Source organism: Parasphingomonas caseinilytica (assembly GCF_036663755.1).
Taxonomy (GTDB): Bacteria; Pseudomonadota; Alphaproteobacteria; order Sphingomonadales; family Sphingomonadaceae; genus Sphingomonas.
The window spans coordinates 1-18,071 of record NZ_JAXOJL010000017.1 but is presented as its reverse complement, the minus strand read 5'-3'; the positions used below and the strand labels follow the sequence as shown (position 1 = coordinate 18,071).

Here is an 18,071-nt window from a genome sequence, read left to right as displayed (position 1 = left end):
TGACGGAGAGACCGATGGATAGCATCACACCCTTTCAATTCTCGCTGGTCTATAATGCGTTTTCATTCACCTTCGCGACGATGGCAGCAGCGACGGCATTTTTGTGGCTGAGCCGATCGCAGGTCGCCCCGGCATATCGCACCGCGCTGACCATATCCGGTCTGGTGACCGGCATCGCCGCCTATCACTACCTGCGCATCTTCGAGAGCTGGAACGCGGCCTTCACGTTCAAGGATGGCGTGGTCTCGGCAACGGGCTTCGCGTTCAACGACGCATATCGCTACGTCGACTGGCTGCTCACGGTGCCGCTGTTGCTGGTAGAGCTGATACTCGTGATGCGGCTGTCGCGTGAGGAAACCACCTCGAAGACGCTCCGGCTCGGTTCGGCCGCCGCCCTTATGATCGTGCTTGGCTATCCAGGCGAGATTGCCAGCGATATCCCGACGCGGGCGCTATGGGGTACGCTGTCGGCGATCCCATTCGTCTACATCGTATGGGAATTGTTTCGCGGCCTGGGTGACTCGATCAAGCAGCAGCCGGCCTCCGCTCAAAACCTGGTCCGCAAGGCCCGCCTGCTGACATTCGCCTCCTGGGGCTTCTACCCTATCGTCTACATGGCGCCTTATGCCGGGCTGACCGGTGGCACGGTGACGACCACGATCCAGATCGGCTACACGATCGCGGATATCGTCGCCAAGGCCGGCCTCGGCATCCTCATCTTCCTGATTTCCGTGCGCAAGTCAGAAGCGGAGACGGGTGGCCTGAAGGGTTACGCCACCTGAGCTGATGAAGGCGTTCATGGACCCATTAAGAGCGGCGGATCGCCGTGCCCGGACCGGGCACGGCGACTCCGTGCGTCCGGCTTATTGGATGGCCGCCGGCTCCTTGCTCCTGGCTACGTTGGCAGGGGTATCGCTCGGTCAATCGGCAGTGACCGCGTCGGCGACCATCTTGTTCATAGCCGGAGGCCTGCCGCACGGGGCCTATGACATCGCATTGCTGCGGCGAACGGTGGCACTGGATCGCTCCGGCCTGACGCTGGCGATCGGTGGTTACGTGACGATCGCGGCGCTCATGGCGTTGCTGTGGTTCACCCTGCCACTGATTGCTCTCACCCTCTTCCTGCTCGTCGCCGCGGCGCATTTCGGTGAGGACTGGCGAATGCTGGACGAGTCGTTACTGCGTTTCGCGGCCGGGGCGGCGGTGATCGCGGCACCCACGCTGGGGCATCGAATGGAGGTTACGGCGTTGTTCGCCCAGATGAGCGACGAGCGGGCCACCGTTATCGCGCAGATCATCACCGCTGCCGCGCCGGTCACGTTGCTGGTGACCGCAGTCGGCATCATGATCGCGTGGCGAGATGGCAGCCGACAATGGGCCGCCGCGATGACCCTATGCCTGATCCTGCTAATCATCATTCCGCCGGTCGTCGGTTTCGCGCTTTTTTTCGTCTTTCTGCACTCCCCGCGACATATCGCGCAGACCCGCGTCGTGCTTCAGGACATGAGCAGGGCCCGCTGGATCGTGACCGGCGCGATGCTGTCCGGCGCGGCGATCCTTGGATGGTGCGCACTACGGTTCGTGGCGTGGTCGCCCCCGACCGAGAACGCGACGGCGCAGGCGTTTCAACTGCTGGCATCGGTGGCCGTACCGCACCTTGTGCTGTCGCGCTGGCTGGAACGGCGGCTCGATCACACTATTCTTTCATCTGCAGGAACCGCCCATTCATGACACGCCAAACCGCCATCGTGATCGGATCCGGCATCGGCGGTATCGCCTGCGCGATCCGGTTGCAGAGCCTGGGGTTCGACACCTGCATCGTGGAAAAGCTCGGCGATGTCGGCGGACGCGCTTTCGTGCGCCGCGCGGAGGGTTTCACGTTCGATATGGGGCCGACCGTTCTGACGGTGCCGCATTTCATCGAGGAGTTGTTTTCACTGCAGCGCGGCGCGGCAATGCTCGCGGCACCGGATTTTCCACCCGACGTGCTGTCCGATGGCCAGCGCGTGCGCAGCGGGATCAGCGGCGGGCCCAATACGAGCCGCTATCTGGATATCGTGCCGGTGCTGCCATTCTACCGCATCTATTTCGATGACGGCACCTTCTTTGATTACGATGCCGATCCGGTGAACGTGCGCGCGCAGATCGCCCGGCTCGCACCCGAGGATCTGGCCGGGTATGCACAATTCCACGAGGCGGCGCGCGCGATCTTCCAGCGCGGATTCCTGGAACTCGGCTACACCTATTTCGGCAGTCTCGGCGCGATGCTCGGGGTGGTGCCCGATCTGCTCAAGCTCGGCGCGGTCCAGCCGCTGTTTTCGCTCATCAGCAAGTATTTCAAGAGCGACAAGATGCGGCAAGTGTTCAGTTTCGAGCCGCTGCTGATCGGCGGCAACCCGCTAAAGGTGCCCGCGATCTACGCGATGATCCATTTCGTCGAAAAGACTTGGGGTGTGCATTTCGCGATGGGCGGCACCGGTGCGCTGGTCGCCGCTCTGGTCCGCAAGTTCGAGGAGCTGGGCGGAATGGTGCAGTTGCATGCCGAGGTGGCGCGGATCGACGTCGAAAGAAGCGGGCGTCAGCGTATCGCGACCGGGGTCACGCTGATGTCGGGCGAGCGCATCTCCGCCGATCTGGTTGTATCGAATGCCGATTATGCCACGACCTATCTGAACCTGATCGACAAGACGCATCGCCGGATCAATCGCGACAGTCTAATCAAATTCCGCAAGCAGAGCATGTCGCTGATGGTGATCTATTTCGGGTATGCCATGCGCCCGGGCGACCCGGATTTACGCCATCACAACATCATCCTCGGCCCGCGGTACGAGGAATTGCTGACCGATATCTTCGAACGCAAAATCCTGGCGGAAGACTTCTCGCAATATCTGCATATCCCGACGATGACCGACCCGAGCCTGGCACCGCCGGGCTATCACGCGGCCTACACGCTGATCCCGGTGCCGAACAATCTCAGCGATATCGATTGGGCTGCGGTGGGCGAAGGGTTTGCCGATACGGTGCTGAATTTCCTCGACGATCGGGGCTATATTCCCGGTCTGCGGGAGCGGCTGGTGTATCGCAGCTTCGTGACGCCGGATTATTTCGAACATACGCTGGGGGCCTATGCCGGGAACGGTTTCGGTGTGGAACCCCGGCTGACGCAGACCGCGTTCTTCCGTCCGCACAATCGCAGCGAAGACGTGACCAACCTGTATCTGGTCGGGCAGGGCACCCAGCCGGGCGGCGGTACGCCATCGGTGATGATGTCGGCCAAGATGACGGCGCGGGAGATCGCGAAAGATTTCGCGATCGATCCCAGGATCGTGGCGGGTATGCCTGCTTAGGGACCGGTGCCCAGCATCCGGTTCGCAAGGTCACGGCCCGACAGCCACGCGCTTTCGATACGGGGCGCGGTCAGCCAGTCGCCGGTAGCGCCGATCCCCGTCGCCCCGTCCCACAACGATCCGTGATGCGCGGCATTGACGCGGGCGTAGCGCCACCGATGCCCGAGACGGACGAACGGCTCCGGTAAAGGCCGGGCCGCCGCGTGCGACAGTGCCGCTAACAGCGCATCGACAATATCGGATTCGGCATCCTCCAGATGCTCGCGCGACCACGCTTCGTTCGCCTGGATCACCCAGGCTTCGCGGCCCGACCGTCCCGGCTTCGCGCTGTTGCGCGCGGCCCAGCCGATGATGCCGCTGTCCCGAATCACGTCATCGCCGATCGCGATTGGATCGTCGAAGGCAACCATCGCCGTCCAGCAGGGGGCGGATACGCAAGCCCGGGCGATTGCCGCGATGTCCGGGGCTGGCGCGGCCAACAGTGCGGCCGCCTGTTCGGCGGGCGTGGCGATAATGACGGCGTCGAACCGGTCTTCGGTAACGGGGTCCAGGGCCCAGTGCCGGCCGACGCGGCGGATCGCGTCGATGCGGCTGTTCCAATGGATCGTCAGGGGCATGGCCATCGCCCTGGCCATCGCGTTCATTCCGGGTGTCCCCACCCAGGCGTCATCGCCGATGGCACGCCAGCGGGCGACGCTCGCGGATGCTTCCAATTGCGCCACCAGCCCGACGAAAGCGGGATCGCGGGCCGTGAAATATTGCGCGCCATGATCGAATGCCACCTCGCCCGACGGGGTATCGACCCGCCGCGTCGCAGTGCGTCCGCCGGCACCACGTCCCTTGTCGAACAACACGACCGGATGGCCGGCACCCTGCAGAACCTCGGCGCAGGACAGCCCGGCGATGCCCGCACCGACAATAGCAATCCTCATCCGCGCTCCGTTCAGATGTACCGACGACCGGGGGCAGGGCTGCCCCCGGTCGCTTCGGTCAATGCTCAGCCCTTGGGCAGCAGCACGGCATCAATGACGTGGATCACGCCGTTCGAACAGTCGATATCGGCGGTCACCACCTTCGCCCCGTCGACGGTGACGCCGTCGGTGCCATCGACATGCACCGTCGCTCCACCGGCGGTTGCGGGGTCCATCACCTGCCCGGCAACATCGGCTGCCATCACCTTGCCCGGCAGAACGTGCAGCAACAGGATCGCGGTCAGCTTGTCCTTGTTCTCCGGCTTTACCAGATCTTCCACTGTGCCTTCCGGCAGCGCGGCAAAGGCGTCGTCGGATGGCGCGAAGACGGTGAACGGCCCTGCGCCCTTCAGCGTATCGACCAGGCCGGCGGCGGTTACGGCGGCGACCAGCGTGGAAAACGATCCTGCGGCCACTGCGGTGTCTACGATATCATGTACGGGATCGGTCATTTCAGTTCCTCAAGGATGGAGTCGAACGGAGAGCCGACGGGTGCCCGGATCAGGTGTGCGTCACGACGGTTGCGACCGTCTGTCCTCCGCGGGGTTTCCTTCGCATCGCTGGTCACCGTGCCCAATACGGGCTTTAGGTCACCTTGAAGTACGACCTCGATCGCAGTGTTCCGAACCTTACAGTCCGCCTTACGCAACGCGGGGGGAATGACACGCCGATCCGCGGCCGGGTTGCCACAAAGCCAAATCCGTATTTTCGGCTCGACCGGCTGGAAGACTTTAAACAGCCGGTATGCCGGTCAGATAGGGATCGACCGGGGGATCAACCGGCACATCGATGCGCGATACCGGTCGGGCGGCAGCGGCGGCAATCCATTCCGGACCATCGGGGCGATGCCGGGTCGAGCCATCTGACCGCGTCGGTACTCGACCGTAGATCGCAGCCTCGCGCCCGGGCGCTCCGCCGCCGAACATCTGCGCGATATTGCCGTAAGTGGAAGGATCTCGCCCATCCAGGCTTAGCCGATCGTTCAGGTAACAGGCGGTTGCCCAGGCCGCCTCCGGGCTCGGCGTCATCGCGATGATCCGCTTGCCCCAATACATACGCAGATTGTTGTGCATCCAGCCGTCTATCAAAAATTGCTTCTGGCAGGCGTTCCACATCTCGTCGCTCGTCTCGCCGTGCAGCATCGCGTCCAGCGTCTCCAGTTCGGGTCGTGGATCGCTCGCGTGCATTGCCAGCGTGTCGATGGCCCAGCCGGGAATACGGTCGTAGCGCTCCGGCATCTTCAAGGCGCGCGCCTGATAGTGGAACCACTCGCGCCACGTAAGCAGCTCGTCGGCGAACTTCTCCTTGGCATTCGCCGGGGCCTTCGCGGCATCGACCACCGTCATCACTTCGCGCGGGCCGATCACACCGAAATGGAGATAGGGCGAGAGTCCGCTCGCGCCATCCGTGCGGGTTGCATCGTTCCGAACCGCGGCATAGCGGGGCAGCACCTCGTCCGACAGACGCCGCAGCCGTTCGAGTGCGCCCTCCCGACCGGCGCGAAACATGTCACTCGGCGCAAGTCCGTGATCGATCGCAAGAGACGCGATCAGGGCATCGAGGTCGTCCTCCGAGAAAGTGTCGAGCCGATCGGGCGCGAAGGGGAGCGGTCCGGAATAGGCCGGTCGGCCGGGCATCTCGTCCCTGCTCTCCAGCCATTCCTCGCTCACCGTTGAATGCCTGCGCCGAAATGCGGAGGTCGATCCGATGCCCTCGTCCAGCGCGGAAGACGGCACCAGGCACGCTGCGTCCACGGCTAATGCCATGACATCCACCGCGGCCGCCACACGCTCCGATTGCGTGCGGGCGACGAAAGTAGGCTGATCTTCCATCACGATTGCGGCGGCATCGGTCGCAAGCCGATAGACCAGCCCCTTTTCGCGCCGCTCCGCGCGATCGATATGCCCGGCGAAGGCGATACCGCGATCGGCGCAGCCGATCGCCACATCCCGAACCGCCGCCAGAATGAAGCGGTGGAGCCGGTCGGACGCGTACGGATAATCTTCTCGGAGACCGTGGTAGACGAGTACCGGAAGATCGAGCGAGTTCGCCAGCCGGATGGCAGCGTCGATCACCGGATTATCCGTTGCGCGCAGCACTTGCTGAAGCCAGCATAGTACAAAGGCACCCGTTGGCCGAGGCGGATGCTGGTTCACGCAGCGCACTCGGGCCGCCTGCGTCCATGACATAAGTGAAACCGGGAGCGGGACGTTCATGAAGCATGCCTTAAAGCACCAAACGGTATAGGGAAGCCATGCGCACCGCCATGCCGACCCCGTGCCCCGTCTGACATAAACGTGGACCAGGAATAACGCGCGGGCTGTTTGAGGGTGGCTTCCCTATTCATTTGCTGGGAGAGCGACCGAGGGACACTTTTTCGGCCTACGCTCATCGGTTGGCGCAACTTCGCGGTGTCAGGGTGGGGGCTCACTCGTACCGTCGATCGCTAATCTGATCTGCTCCTCTTCAAGATCAAGTTCGCGGGTGAGGGTCATCAGCGTTTCACCGTCGATTGCGTCCCGGCGGGCCTTGAGTTCTAGCCGCGCCGCCTGAATGTTCTCCAGCTTGCGGCTCATGATAGCGTGCAATGCTACGGGATCGAAGATCTTGCCCGTCCGAGCAATCTCGTCCTGATCGAGTTTCAGGGCCGCTAGCGGGTCGGGACGATTCCCTGCCATATCGACGCCAACCCCGGCGATCGCCGCTGCGACCGTCTCCCGAGCGGCGATCGTATCGATGTTAACCGCGCTGATGGCGGGATCGCGCGGATCGAACCAGGCGATCAGCCATTTTAGGGTGGTTCCCTGAACGACGAGCGTCGACAGAATGGCGCAGAAGGCCAGGAACACGATGATATCGCGGCCCTCGAAATTCTCAGGCAAGGCCAGGGCTGCGGCGAGACTGACCACGCCGCGCATGCCTGCCCAGGATATGATCGTAGGATAGCTCACCGGAGGGCTGAAGTTGCCGCCCCTGATGACAGCCACCAACGCGGCTGCCGGATAAAATGTGAGGAACACCCACACGAAGCGCGAGACTATAAGCGCGGCCGAGATGGCAGAGCCGAGCAGCAAGAGATCAGCATTGCTGTGAGCGTGAAGCCGGTCGAGGATGCCGCGAAGCTGCAGACCGACCAGCAGAAATACTAGGCTCGCCAGAATGAACTCGACCAGCTGCCAAGCGCTATTCGCTTCGAGACGTGTGCGGGCCGCCAGTTTGATCTGGGCCCGGCCGATCAGCCCGCCGCAAGCCACAGCCGCCAGGACGCCAGATCCGTCGATGCGCTCCGCCAGCAGGTACGCCGCAAAGCCGGCAAGGAACGAGATCACGATTTCGAGATATCGGTCTTTCAACCTCAGCATCGCCCAGTTCGTCGCGGCACCGGCGAGCAGTCCGACGATCACTCCAATCACCGCCGTGAGTGCAAAGGACGATCCCATGCCATCGAGACTGGTCGTTCCTGCGAGCGCTGCCGCTACCGCGAACCGGTACAGTACCAGCGCCGATGCATCGTTGATCAGGCTTTCGCCCTCAAGCACGGCGACGATGCGTTTCGGTAGCTTGAAGCGTTTCAGGACGGATGTCGCGGCAACCGCATCGGGCGGTGCGATGATGGCGCCCAGAGCGATCGCCGCCGGCCAGCCGAGGCCGGGGATCAGGTGACGCGCGGTCAGCGCGATCACGGCGGCCGAGAACAGCACCGCGCCGAAGGCAAGCAGGAGGATAAACACGATGTTGGATCGGAACAGCCCCCAATCCGTCCGCAGCGCACTGGCCTGAAGCAGCGGCGGCAGGAACAAGGCAAGCGCCAGTTCCGGCTGCAGGTGCATCACCGGTGCGCCGGGTATGAAAGCGAGGACCATTCCACCGACAACCAAAGTCACCGCGGACGGCACCTCAAGCCACCTTGCAACGACCGTAAGCGCGAGCGCGGCGGCCAGCAGAAGCAGCAGGATCTCTAAAGTGTGCATGGGGAAACCGGCTGAGTTGGGTTGGCGTTCATTGCTATCGCCCACTCGCCGCTGAGTTCAGGTGATCGTCGTCAGATATATCGGGCATCGGAGCGACCGCCGTGAATTTTACGCCGGTCTCCCGATATTCGATGTCGACTGAGCCGCCGATCTCATGAGCCAGAACGCGCTTGATGAGCTGTGAACCGAAACCCGTCTTTTGCGGCGGTGCGACCTTGGGGCCTCCAGCCTCCTCCCAGGAAATCCGCAGGTTGGATTGTTCCGGCATATCAGCAACCGACCAATGCAAGGATACGCTGCCTTCGGCCGTAGATAACGCACCGTATTTGGCGGCGTTGGTCGCAAGTTCGTGAAGTGCCAGCGACAAGGCACCGGCGATACGGGGCGATACCTGAACGTCCGGGCCTTCAAAGGCCAAGCGATCGCTCTGCCCCGGTTCGAAGGGAGCAAGCGTGCGCGCCACCAATTCTCGGAGCGGAGCGCTCTCCCAACGTTCGTTGACTAGCAGATCGTTGGCGGACGCCATGGCCTGGATGCGGCCGCTGATGATATTTTCCGCATCGTCCAGCGTAGAGGCCGATCGCAGCGTTTGTGAAATTAAGGCCTGGAGGGTCGTGAGCATGTTTTTGACCCGGTGGCTCAGCTCGTTGGCGAGCAGCGCGCGGTGCTCATCAGCCCGTTTGCGCTGCGTAATATCCTGCGATGTGCCGACCAGCGACAGCGGCGTGCCATCCGCACGGTGATAGGCTTGTCCACGGGCGTGAATCCATCGTTCCTCACCGGCAGGGGTGATAATGCGGTATTCCACGTCGTAGGGGGCGGCATCCTTGATCGCCGCATCAACGGCCGCGTCCCGGTGGACTCGATCATCCGGATGAACAGCCTCGAGCAGCTGATCATAAGTGAAAGGCTGGTCCAGCGGACGCCCGAAATTCTTCTTGCTACGCTCGCTGCATACCATCCGGTTGGTGGCGAAATCGACGCTCCAAGAACCAAGTCGCCCTGCTTCGAGCGCGAAGCCGAGCCGCTGTTCGGCGTGAACGAGATCCGATGTTCGTTGATCGATCTCGCGTTCGAGTTCGGCCCGGTCGGATTCTAGGACACTCAGCCGTTCGCGCTCCATCGTGACGTCGAACTGCGATGCGAAAAAATAGGCCAGGCCGCCATCGTCGTCGAACACCGGCGAAACAAGCAGTCGGTTCCAGAAGTGCGAGCCGTCCTTCCGATAATTTAGCAGCTCGACCTCTACCGACGTCCGATCGCGGACGGCGGCGCGAACTCGTTCGACCTGCGATGCGTCGGTATTCGGCCCCTGTAAGAAGCGGCAATTGCGCCCGAGAATCTCCTGGCGGTCGAACCCGGTGAGCTTCGAGAACGCGGCATTCGCGAACACGATGGGATTGTCGACCTTTTTCGGATCGGTGATGATCATCGGCATTCGTGTAGCCCGCACGGCCGACGAGAATGGGTCCGTCCCATTATCGGAGCGCAGCAGTTCGTGCACGATTCTAGTCTGCTCGTTGTCATCAATCACGTGCGCGATCTCGCCTAAGGGTCGAACCGACCCGGCGACGAGCAGGCTGCGGATCGTCAGAGCACCGCAGGCGAGTAATAGTGGCCTCTTCACGACATCGCCACGGTGCAAATATACCTAAAGGCAGGATCAAAATCGACCAGATGCGGTCATCGAAGTGATCTATCGTATTGATTTCGCGTGATCCGGACGACCAACGGCCAGATGCTGAAGTCGCGTCAAAATGAGCCGAAACTAGTATTTCGAGCATTTGGATGGTGCATAAATACCAGGAACCTTGAAGGGCCGTGGCTGTTTTGCCCGACGAACATTCGACTTGGGACGACGTCGCGATCCTGCGCCTGCGGCCTGCGGTTGAGTTCGGTTGTCATCCGAATGGCTGGGACGTCATGAAGCGATCGTTGGCTTCAAGTCTGCACAGTCGTTCTCAATTGCTGATGAAGGACTGGGTAATGAACGAGGACGAATTGAAGGGCGGCGTACGCTACGTCAAAGGCAAGATCGAGAAAGGCGTCGGCGATGCGGTAGACAGCACCCCGTGGCAGGCCGACGGCATCGTCGATCAGATCGCCGGTGGCGCGCAGAACCTTTACGGCCGCGCGAAGGAAAAGGTGAAGGATGTCATCGATGACGCTCCCGATGCACTCGCCGACGCCGGCGACAAGGTTCGCGACTATGCCCAGCAGGGCCGCACGGTCGCGACTGAACAGGCAAAACGGAACCCGGTGGCATTGATCGCGGCAGCAGGCGTCATCGGCTATGCCCTGTCGTGGCTGGTCCACGGCAAGCGCGCCTGAAATGCCCGGCGCATCGCCCGACATGGCGACGTGCGAGAGCACGGACGGCACGCCGGGAGGTGCGCCGCCTGCGGTCATACCGATCCAGAAATCGCTGCGCGATTCCGCAGACCTTCGCCATCTCCAGCAGATCATCTCGGGCCTGAGCGAAGGGGTGATCCTCATCGATCCTGACCAGACGATGTTGTGGGCAAACGAGGCCGCACTTCGCATGCACGGCGTCGAAGCGTTCAAGGATCTGGGCGACACGGTGGATGCCTATCGCGATCGGTTCCAGTTGCGATACCGCAACAATCATCCGCTCGATCCGAAACACTATCCGATCGAGCGGGTCGTTAGCGGCGAGGCGTTCAGCGAAGTTATCGTCGAAGTGTTTCCGGCCGGGTCTGCGGAGCCGCAATGGGTACATCAGGTGCGCAGTCTGGTATTGATCGATCAGGCCGGCGATCCCGAATGCCTCGTCCTCGTTCTGCAGGATGTTTCGCTGCGGTTCGAAGCCGAAGAGCGGTTCGAACAATCTTTCAATGCCAATCCCGCCCCTGCCGTCATCTGTCGGCTGAGCGACCTGCGCTACGTCAAGGTCAATCAGGGGTTTCTCGACATGACCGGGTACGAAAAGGATCAGGTGCTCGGAAAGACGGCGTATGACGTCGACGTCCTGGAGAATGCAGAGCGCAAGGAGCTGGCTAAGGAACGGCTTACGGAGCGGCGGACGATCCCGCAGATGGAAGCCGAGCTGTCTTTGCCCGAGGGCGGCACAAAGCTCGTTATCGTGGCGGGACAGCCGATCGATCTCGGCGAAGAGCCGTGCATGCTGTTTACCTTTGCCGATCTCGAGCCGCGCCGAAAGGCGGAGGCGTCGCTGAAACACAGCGAAGAGCGCTTCACGAAGACCTTTCGCCGGGCACCGGTGGCGATGGCCATCGGAGAGGCCGACGGCCACTTGCTCTGCGACACCAATGCAGCGTTTACCCGACTGACCGGCTATTCGGCCGACGAAATCATCGGGCGCCGTTTGGGCGAAGTTAAATTCTGGGAAACGGCTGAGGTCCGACGCGCCATTGAGGCCCGTCTGGAAGCCGGCGGCGAATTCGAGAATTTCGAGACCCGGATCACGACGAACGACGGAAGCATTCTCGACATCGTCATTTCGACCGAGACGATCCATCTGTCGAATGCCGAATGTGTGTTGTGGGTGTTTCAGGACATCACCGCTCGCAAGCATTCCGAACTCGAACTGGTCGAGGCGATCGAGGCGGTGATGAAGGACACGACATGGTTCAGCCGCTCCATCATGGAAAAGCTGGCCAATGTCCGCTCCCCGCATCGGCAGGTGTCGTCCGCCGATCTGAACGATCTTACGCGCCGCGAACGCGAGGTGCTGGCGCTCATCTGTCGCGGGCTGGATGACAAATTAATTGCCCGGGAACTCGATGTATCGGGCAACACCGTCCGGAACCACGTTGCGCGCCTCTATGGCAAGATCGGGGTCAACCGTCGCAACGCTGCGGTGGCATGGGCTCGGGAGCGCGGCTTCGACGGCGATTCCGTGGCCATCAGGGCCCCCAATGGCTCATAAATACCCCTTCGCCTGGTACCTATCGCTCTGTTGGGATTGAGCTCGTGGTTCCATCTACCTCATTATTCAGAGCGCAGTCGAAAGACGGCCAGGAGACGATCATGAACGAGAACCGCGTCGAAGGCCTCGCCAAGGAAGCAAAGGGCTCGATCAAGGAGGCGATCGGCAAATTGACCGGAGACACCACGACCGAGGCAGAAGGCAAGGTCGAGAAGGTTGCCGGGAAAGCGCAGGCCGCGGCGGGCAAGGACATCGATACCGCCGAGGATGTTCAGAAGAAGTAATTCGCGGCCCCGCATTTTGGGCCGCTCCAACACGGGGCCGGAGCGTCGAACGACCGGCCAAGACCACAACAGGAGTGATGAATGTCGACCAACTATGATGCTGCGCTTGCGCGGCAGGAGACGTCTGTTGCTGTGCCCTTGCGCAACCGGATTTCCTGGCCTGCGATTTTCGCCGGCGTGATTATCGTGATTGCGATCCAGCTCGTCCTGGCCCTGCTGGGGGCCGGTATTGGCCTGAGCTTGGTGGACCCCGTGCAGGGGACAACCCCCAGCGCCGGCGGCTTCGGCATCGGTGCGGGGATATACTGGATTGTCAGCACGATCGTAGCGCTCGGTGCGGGAAGCTATGCCGCCGCGCGCGTCGCCGGGGTTCATGACCGCTTCGACGGGATTGTCCACGGCCTGACGATCTGGGGTGTCACCCTGATGTTGACGCTGTACCTCGTGACGTCGGCTGTCGGTGGCATCATCGGTGGTGCGTTCCGCACGGTCGGCACCGTTGCCAGCGCAGCGGGCCAAGGCGTCGGAGCATCTGCGCCAACGATCGCCAAGGTGGCAGGTATCAGCCCCGACGATCTTCAGGACCAAGCGTCTGCTTATTTGGAGACCGCACCTGCCGATCCGGCCGCAATGACCCCGCAGGAGGCGCAGAAGGAAATCGCCAAGGAATTGCCCGCGCTCGCCGCAGGCGGGGCCAAGGGTCAACAAGCTGAAGGTCGCATCGTCACGATCGTCGCGGCGCAGCAGAAGATTTCCCGTCCTGAGGCGCAACAAAAGGTCGATACCGCCAAGGCGCGCTTCGTCCAGGCCAAGAACGACACGATCGCCACGGCCAAATCGGCCGCGGATGCCGCGGCAGGCGGCGCAGCCGGAACGTCTTTCATGGTCGTGATCGCCTTGCTGATCGGCGCTGCAGCATCTGCTTTCGGTGCAGTTTCGGCAACTCGCCGGCGGGAAGTCGTCGTTCGCGTCTAACGGTCGGCGAAGAACAAGGGGCCGGCTTTCGGGCGTGACCCTGAGTTCCGTTTAGCCTCGACGTTATGGGGCGATATTCCTCTTACTTTCGAAAGGATACGAACATGAAGCATCCACTTTCATTCGCAATTCTCGCCGCCGGCCTGGCGCTCGCTGGCTGCCACACGGTCAACGGTGTGGGTAAGGACGTAAAGTCGGCCGGCAACGCCGTCTCGAAGGCGTCGGGCGAAGACGGCAAGAAAAAGAAGTGATGGCTGGCCGGCACGGGGTTGTTGCGAGGCCCGTGCCGGCCATGACCCTCAATGCGAAGCATTTGCCGAGGGCGGCGAACCGTCGGGTACCGAGAGATTTTCGATGACTACGCAGATCCTATCGTCGTGTCACGACGCCGCGTTCGATGAGCGGCCCTTCCTCAGCGATCTGACGTCGAACATGGTTGCGCTGAAGCGCTACGCCATCCGGCTCGCGTCGTCCGTACCCGACGCCGAGGATCTGATGCAGGAAACGCTGCTCAAATGCTGGGACGCGCGTGCCCGTTACACGGCGGGTACCAACTTCCTCGCATGGGCGCGAACCATCATGCGTAACGCCTTTCTCACGTCGGTACGGCGCTCTCGCCACGAGGTCGAAATTCCCGACAAGGTTGCCAACGCAAGACAGGCGGTGGGGGCCTCGCAGGAGTTCGCGATCGAGCTGAAAGACGCCATGTGCGCGCTGAGCCACCTGTCGGATGATTACCAAAAGGCCGTCATCATGGCGAGCCAAGGGGTGTCGATCGAGGACGGTGCTTCTGCCCTAGGTATCCCGGCGAGTACCTACAAAACCTGGATTTACCGAGGGCGCGCGCGGCTGATCGCAGTGACCAGCGGTGTCGAGGCCGTTCCGGCGGTGCGCGAAACGGCAGCATCGCATACGAACAGTTCAGTCCCGAAACGCGACTGGTCGAATGTGATGATCGGCTGATTGCACCAGACTGCGCTGGTACTTTCAGACTGATCCTAGTGCATAGATACCTTGGACACTTCGCTCTTCGACAGAGTTGAACTCGAACGACATCCGGCGATGCTGATCGGTACGTCGCCTAAATCCCCGAACACTGGAATCCTGTATGATCTATCGCACCGCGCTCTTGAATACCGTGATCCTGGGCTTCGGCATCGCTTTGTCGGGTTGTGTAAATTCGTCCGCGAAGATTGCCACGTCGCTCGAAGGGTACGGCTTTCAACCCGCGCAGTCGCAATGCGTCGGTGATCGCCTGGAAGCGAAGCTCTCGCTTGGTCAGCTCCAACAGCTTGGGCGGGCGGCAAAAGCAACCCGTGAGGGCGATACGACGCCGGGCCGTTTGACGGTCGGCGATTTCATCCGCGCTGCCGGACAGGTCAAGAACGTGAAAGTCCCCCTTGAGGTCGGCAAGGCCGCAGTAGCCTGCGGCATCCTGATTGACCCGGCTTCACCGCTTTGACCCCGGAGCGCCGACAGCACATCGAAGGCCGTAGGGATAATAGCGGGCGCGACTTATTGTCACCACCAGAATGAAGGCATCATCATGAACACGGATATCTTGAGGGGCGCGACGACCGAAGTCGGCGGCAAGATCAAAGAAGCCGTTGGCGGCGTGATCAGAGACAAATCGTTGCAGAGCGAAGGCGTAGCCGAGCAGTTTTCTGGTTCGATTCAAAAGGCGATTGGAGAGACGATCGATGCCGTCGAACATGGCATTCGGCCGTTGATCTATCAGGTGCGCAAGTTCAGCAAGAATCGGCCGTTCACGACCGCCGCCGTGGTGGGAGTGCTGGGTATTGCTTTCATCAATACTCTCCGCGACAAATAACCGCCATATAAGAGGCGCTGGCCACCTCAACTCATTTGTTTGTTTCGTGTATCAACCCCTTTGTCGGCAGAACATGATCATGATCGACACCACGAGCCCGATCACCGCCCGCTTCGATGCGACCCCGTCGCCCCGCCCGCGTCCTGTTGCAACCGCGCGACGCCTTGCTGCGGAAGCGATCGGTACGTTCTGGCTGGTTATGGGCGGCTGTGGCGCTGCGATCTTTGCCGCCAATCCGGGGATCCCGGGCGGCATCGGCATGGCCGGAGTTGCCTTGGCATTCGGTCTAACCGTGTTCACGATGGCATTTGCTGTCGGTTTCATTTCAGGCGGGCACTTCAACCCGGCGGTCAGCGTCGGCCTCACGATTGCTGGCCGTTTTCCCGCGCGCGACCTTCCGGGTTACGTAATCGCGCAACTGGTCGGCGCGATACTGGCGAGCGCGGTGTTGGCGGTCCTGGCCTCGGGCAAACCCGGCTTTGATCTCTTCGCGAGCGGCTTTGCCGCCAATGGATATGGCGCCCATTCGCCGGGCGGATACGGCATGGCGACCGCATTTCTGGCCGAAGCCATTCTGACGGCGGGATTTCTCACCGTCATCCTAGGTGCGACCGACCAAAGGTCGCCATCGGCATTTGCGCCGCTGGCGATCGGCCTGGCGCTGGCGCTGATCCATCTGATCTCGATCCCGATCGACAATACTTCGGTCAATCCGGCGCGGAGCCTAGGCCCGGCTTTGTTCGTAGGCGGCTGGGCCTTGTCGCAGCTTTGGCTGTTCTGGTTGGCGCCACTGACCGGAGCCGCCGTCGCGGGTTTGTGTGGCCGCTGGCTGTTTGCCCATAACGAAGAGGATCAATCGCCCGGCCCGATTAGCGACACTCCGGTGGAACGGATGATGGACGCGGATCGGCAGGCGACCGAGGACTCGTTGGAATGACCGAGGCATCCGTTCGATCGGAGTGGGAACGCGTCTGGGACGACGATGCTCTCGATAAACCGACCACGGGCATGTCGATCCTGATCGCATGTTCCGTGGTGTGCACAGTCGTCGCGACGACATGGTATTTCCGAACGTGGCCATCCCGCAACCATGATCGTTTCGTGCCATCCGCTGCGGACATTCTGGTTCGGCCGCCGCCGCCACGATGACCGGGTCGATTGGCTGTTATCAACGTCCGGGAAGATACATGCGGTTCGTCTTGAATGTTGCGGTCACGACGCTGATGGTGATCCCGTCGGCGGCTGCGCGCTACGCCGCCCAAGGGCATTTGGACCAACCCGAGAAAATCGAAGCGCGTCGTTTTCAACAGATGCGGAACGGCGTTGTTCCGCCAAGCGGTCCGGGCCAGCGCCCAAACCGAAGCCGATGCGCGGGCGACTGGTGGCGGGCCGCTGATCGGAACGATGCGGTTTCGCGATTTGGTCGAGGAGGAGCGCGGACTGTGGAGTGGCAGCGTGCTCGTGCCCGATATCGGGCAGACCGTTTCCGGGACGATCGAGCAGATCGACGCGAACACGCTCATAGGCGAGGACTTTGTCATTCCCGGATTGGGCTGCAAAACACAGACTTAGATTCGGGTTTGTTGATGGGGCGCGAGCAACAGCCTGCTGGCGGCTCAGGAGCACAAAGGTATCGGGCAAATGAACAAATATTCGATTTTGGGAAGCGGCTATCCGGTGCTGAACGTCCGCTACTGAATCTGCTCAGACTTCAGTCCGCTCGGCCAGTTCTAAAGCGTCCTCCACGTCGACGCCCAAGTAGCGAACCGTGCTGTCGATCTTGGCATGACCGAGAAGGATCTGAACGGCGCGGAGGTTGCCAGTCGCCTTGTAGATAATCGATGCTTTCGTACGCCGAAGCGAGTGCGTCCCGTAGTCCGGAGCCGGAAGGCCAATACCGACCACCCACTCCTGCACGAGGCGGGCGTATTGTCGCGTACTCATGTGCGCCATATAGTCGTTTCGGCTCGGGAATACGAAGTCGTTCAGTGTCCCGCCGCGTCGCTCCAACCATGCCCGCATCGTCTTTCGGGCCGTGTCCATCAGTTCGAACTGGACCGGCCGTTTGGTCTTCTGCTGAACCACAACGGCACGATCACGGACGCGCCCGCCGGAAACTACATCGCCGATCCGCACCTTGACCACATCACAGCCGCGCAGCTTGCTGTCGATGGCGAAGTCGAACAGCGCTCGGTCGCGCAGTCGTCTATGCTGGTCGAGCCAGAAGCGAATGGCCCAGACCTGTTGCTGTTTCAGCGCCCGCTTCGCACCGATTAGCCGCCCCTCGTTCCAGGGTCGCAGTTCGTGAAAGGCAGGGTCTATCGACGAGTGACCCATCGATCGTCTCCATCGGGCCGGATCGGACAATCGAGAGTACGTAGGCCCGGTAAACTGGCGGTTCGGAGATGTGGTTGATCGGCTGTCGGTGATGCTGAACGAGCGGCGGGTTCCTGGCGGCGCCTCTTAGTCGCTGAGCGGCCGAATGTGGGTCTTCCAGTTTAGGTTTACGGCGTGACAAAAAATATCTACCCGCGCGCTGATATTATTCGTAATTTGTGCACAATAAAATAGGTGAACATCAAAATAGATAATGTGATATTAAGCGGATAAGCAAATAGACCAGAGGTTCGATTTTGCAGTTATGAAGAAAACTTCTGGCCTGTCATCTAGGCTCAGGACTCGTTGATCAGAGCCAGAAGATGACGGTTGCGGCGAGCGCGATGGCTGAGAAGAAGACGGTTGGGCATCGATCATAGCGTGTGGCGACACGGCGCCAGTCCTT

At 61.5% G+C, this 18,071-nt stretch carries 19 protein-coding genes and 1 pseudogene; 13 read left to right on the top strand and 7 right to left on the bottom strand.

All coding sequences use genetic code 11. The features are described 5' to 3' along the window. Positions 1-14: 14 nt before the first annotated feature. From U1738_RS20000 to crtI, 3 genes are all read left to right on the top strand, one after another. Complete coding sequence (locus U1738_RS20000) at positions 15-782, top strand: bacteriorhodopsin-like (protein WP_332790793.1); 768 nt, start codon at positions 15-17, stop codon at positions 780-782. 88 nt (positions 783-870) lie between these two features. Further along, the gene (locus U1738_RS19995) at positions 871-1,731 is read left to right on the top strand and encodes a Brp/Blh family beta-carotene 15,15'-dioxygenase (protein WP_332790792.1); all 861 of its coding nucleotides are present in this window, start codon (positions 871-873) and stop codon (positions 1,729-1,731) included. Then, a complete protein-coding gene (crtI, locus tag U1738_RS19990; protein WP_332790791.1) occupies positions 1,728-3,347 on the top strand; it encodes a phytoene desaturase family protein in 1,620 nt (539 codons plus the stop codon). The genes U1738_RS19995 and crtI overlap by 4 nt, the downstream gene beginning before the upstream one ends. Here the strand turns inward: crtI and U1738_RS19985 are convergent. The 5 genes from U1738_RS19985 to U1738_RS19965 form a co-directional block, all read right to left on the bottom strand. After that, positions 3,344-4,279, bottom strand: coding sequence for an NAD(P)/FAD-dependent oxidoreductase (locus tag U1738_RS19985; RefSeq protein ID WP_332790790.1), 936 nt, complete (start codon positions 4,277-4,279; stop codon positions 3,344-3,346). The two genes, crtI and U1738_RS19985, sit on opposite strands and share 4 nt — an antisense overlap. Before the next feature lie 65 nt (positions 4,280-4,344). Continuing rightward, positions 4,345-4,770, bottom strand: coding sequence for a fasciclin domain-containing protein (locus U1738_RS19980; protein WP_332790789.1), 426 nt, complete (start codon positions 4,768-4,770; stop codon positions 4,345-4,347). A 279-nt stretch (positions 4,771-5,049) separates the two neighbouring features. Then, positions 5,050-6,507 (bottom strand): deoxyribodipyrimidine photo-lyase, encoded by a 1,458-nt coding sequence (locus tag U1738_RS19975; protein ID WP_332790804.1) that lies wholly within the window; start codon positions 6,505-6,507, stop codon positions 5,050-5,052. Between the two features lie 225 nt (positions 6,508-6,732). After that, complete coding sequence (locus U1738_RS19970; RefSeq protein WP_332790788.1) at positions 6,733-8,289, bottom strand: cation:proton antiporter; 1,557 nt, start codon at positions 8,287-8,289, stop codon at positions 6,733-6,735. A gap of 34 nt (positions 8,290-8,323) precedes the next feature. Further along, the gene (locus U1738_RS19965; RefSeq protein WP_332790787.1) at positions 8,324-9,916 is read right to left on the bottom strand and encodes a PAS domain-containing protein; all 1,593 of its coding nucleotides are present in this window, start codon (positions 9,914-9,916) and stop codon (positions 8,324-8,326) included. A 203-nt stretch (positions 9,917-10,119) separates the two neighbouring features. Here U1738_RS19965 and U1738_RS19960 point away from each other — a divergent pair, with 203 nt between their 5' ends. The 10 genes from U1738_RS19960 (at position 10,120) to U1738_RS19915 (ending at position 16,861) form a co-directional block, all read left to right on the top strand. Beyond that, entirely contained in the window at positions 10,120-10,620 is a 501-nt protein-coding gene (locus U1738_RS19960) for a CsbD family protein (RefSeq protein WP_332790786.1), read from the top strand. Between the two features lie 22 nt (positions 10,621-10,642). Continuing rightward, positions 10,643-12,199 carry a helix-turn-helix transcriptional regulator gene (locus tag U1738_RS19955; RefSeq protein ID WP_332790803.1) on the top strand — a complete coding sequence of 519 codons (1,557 nt, stop codon included), beginning with the start codon at positions 10,643-10,645 and terminating at the stop codon, positions 12,197-12,199. 101 nt (positions 12,200-12,300) lie between these two features. Then, the gene (locus U1738_RS19950) at positions 12,301-12,483 is read left to right on the top strand and encodes a CsbD family protein (protein ID WP_332790785.1); all 183 of its coding nucleotides are present in this window, start codon (positions 12,301-12,303) and stop codon (positions 12,481-12,483) included. An 81-nt stretch (positions 12,484-12,564) separates the two neighbouring features. Continuing rightward, positions 12,565-13,458, top strand: a complete 894-nt coding sequence (locus U1738_RS19945; RefSeq protein ID WP_332790784.1) for a hypothetical protein — start codon at positions 12,565-12,567, stop codon at positions 13,456-13,458. A 104-nt stretch (positions 13,459-13,562) separates the two neighbouring features. After that, entirely contained in the window at positions 13,563-13,709 is a 147-nt protein-coding gene (locus U1738_RS19940) for an entericidin A/B family lipoprotein (protein ID WP_332790783.1), read from the top strand. 103 nt (positions 13,710-13,812) lie between these two features. Then, positions 13,813-14,421, top strand: coding sequence for a sigma-70 family RNA polymerase sigma factor (locus U1738_RS19935; RefSeq protein WP_332790782.1), 609 nt, complete (start codon positions 13,813-13,815; stop codon positions 14,419-14,421). A gap of 145 nt (positions 14,422-14,566) precedes the next feature. Then, entirely contained in the window at positions 14,567-14,920 is a 354-nt protein-coding gene (locus U1738_RS19930; protein ID WP_332790781.1) for a hypothetical protein, read from the top strand. Positions 14,921-15,004: 84 nt separating this feature from the next. After that, a complete protein-coding gene (locus U1738_RS19925; RefSeq protein WP_332790780.1) occupies positions 15,005-15,289 on the top strand; it encodes a CsbD family protein in 285 nt (94 codons plus the stop codon). 79 nt (positions 15,290-15,368) lie between these two features. Continuing rightward, positions 15,369-16,226: an aquaporin Z gene (aqpZ, locus tag U1738_RS19920; RefSeq protein ID WP_332790779.1), complete on the top strand. Its 858-nt coding sequence runs from the start codon at positions 15,369-15,371 to the stop codon at positions 16,224-16,226. Between the two features lie 305 nt (positions 16,227-16,531). Next, positions 16,532-16,861 (top strand): DUF2147 domain-containing protein, encoded by a 330-nt coding sequence (locus tag U1738_RS19915; RefSeq protein WP_443027056.1) that lies wholly within the window; start codon positions 16,532-16,534, stop codon positions 16,859-16,861. Between the two features lie 132 nt (positions 16,862-16,993). Here U1738_RS19915 and U1738_RS19910 read toward each other — a convergent pair whose 3' ends face one another. After that, the gene (locus U1738_RS19910) at positions 16,994-17,626 is read right to left on the bottom strand and encodes a tyrosine-type recombinase/integrase (protein WP_332790777.1); all 633 of its coding nucleotides are present in this window, start codon (positions 17,624-17,626) and stop codon (positions 16,994-16,996) included. A 349-nt stretch (positions 17,627-17,975) separates the two neighbouring features. Next, positions 17,976-18,071, bottom strand: a pseudogene (locus tag U1738_RS19905) (IS5 family transposase); the annotation flags it as partial.

Coding starts and splice junctions, on each gene's coding strand:
- U1738_RS20000 (WP_332790793.1), top strand. CDS start 15: ATGGATAGCATCACACCCTTTCAATTCTCGCTGGTCTATAATGCGTTT.
- U1738_RS19970 (WP_332790788.1), bottom strand. CDS start 8,289: ATGCACACTTTAGAGATCCTGCTGCTTCTGCTGGCCGCCGCGCTCGCG.
- U1738_RS19925 (WP_332790780.1), top strand. CDS start 15,005: ATGAACACGGATATCTTGAGGGGCGCGACGACCGAAGTCGGCGGCAAG.
- U1738_RS19980 (WP_332790789.1), bottom strand. CDS start 4,770: ATGACCGATCCCGTACATGATATCGTAGACACCGCAGTGGCCGCAGGA.
- U1738_RS19955 (WP_332790803.1), top strand. CDS start 10,643: ATGGCGACGTGCGAGAGCACGGACGGCACGCCGGGAGGTGCGCCGCCT.
- U1738_RS19945 (WP_332790784.1), top strand. CDS start 12,565: ATGTCGACCAACTATGATGCTGCGCTTGCGCGGCAGGAGACGTCTGTT.
- U1738_RS19935 (WP_332790782.1), top strand. CDS start 13,813: ATGACTACGCAGATCCTATCGTCGTGTCACGACGCCGCGTTCGATGAG.
- crtI (WP_332790791.1), top strand. CDS start 1,728: ATGACACGCCAAACCGCCATCGTGATCGGATCCGGCATCGGCGGTATC.
- aqpZ (WP_332790779.1), top strand. CDS start 15,369: ATGATCGACACCACGAGCCCGATCACCGCCCGCTTCGATGCGACCCCG.
- U1738_RS19940 (WP_332790783.1), top strand. CDS start 13,563: ATGAAGCATCCACTTTCATTCGCAATTCTCGCCGCCGGCCTGGCGCTC.
- U1738_RS19985 (WP_332790790.1), bottom strand. CDS start 4,279: ATGAGGATTGCTATTGTCGGTGCGGGCATCGCCGGGCTGTCCTGCGCC.
- U1738_RS19950 (WP_332790785.1), top strand. CDS start 12,301: ATGAACGAGAACCGCGTCGAAGGCCTCGCCAAGGAAGCAAAGGGCTCG.
- U1738_RS19975 (WP_332790804.1), bottom strand. CDS start 6,507: ATGTCATGGACGCAGGCGGCCCGAGTGCGCTGCGTGAACCAGCATCCG.
- U1738_RS19930 (WP_332790781.1), top strand. CDS start 14,567: ATGATCTATCGCACCGCGCTCTTGAATACCGTGATCCTGGGCTTCGGC.
- U1738_RS19910 (WP_332790777.1), bottom strand. CDS start 17,626: ATGGGTCACTCGTCGATAGACCCTGCCTTTCACGAACTGCGACCCTGG.
- U1738_RS19995 (WP_332790792.1), top strand. CDS start 871: ATGGCCGCCGGCTCCTTGCTCCTGGCTACGTTGGCAGGGGTATCGCTC.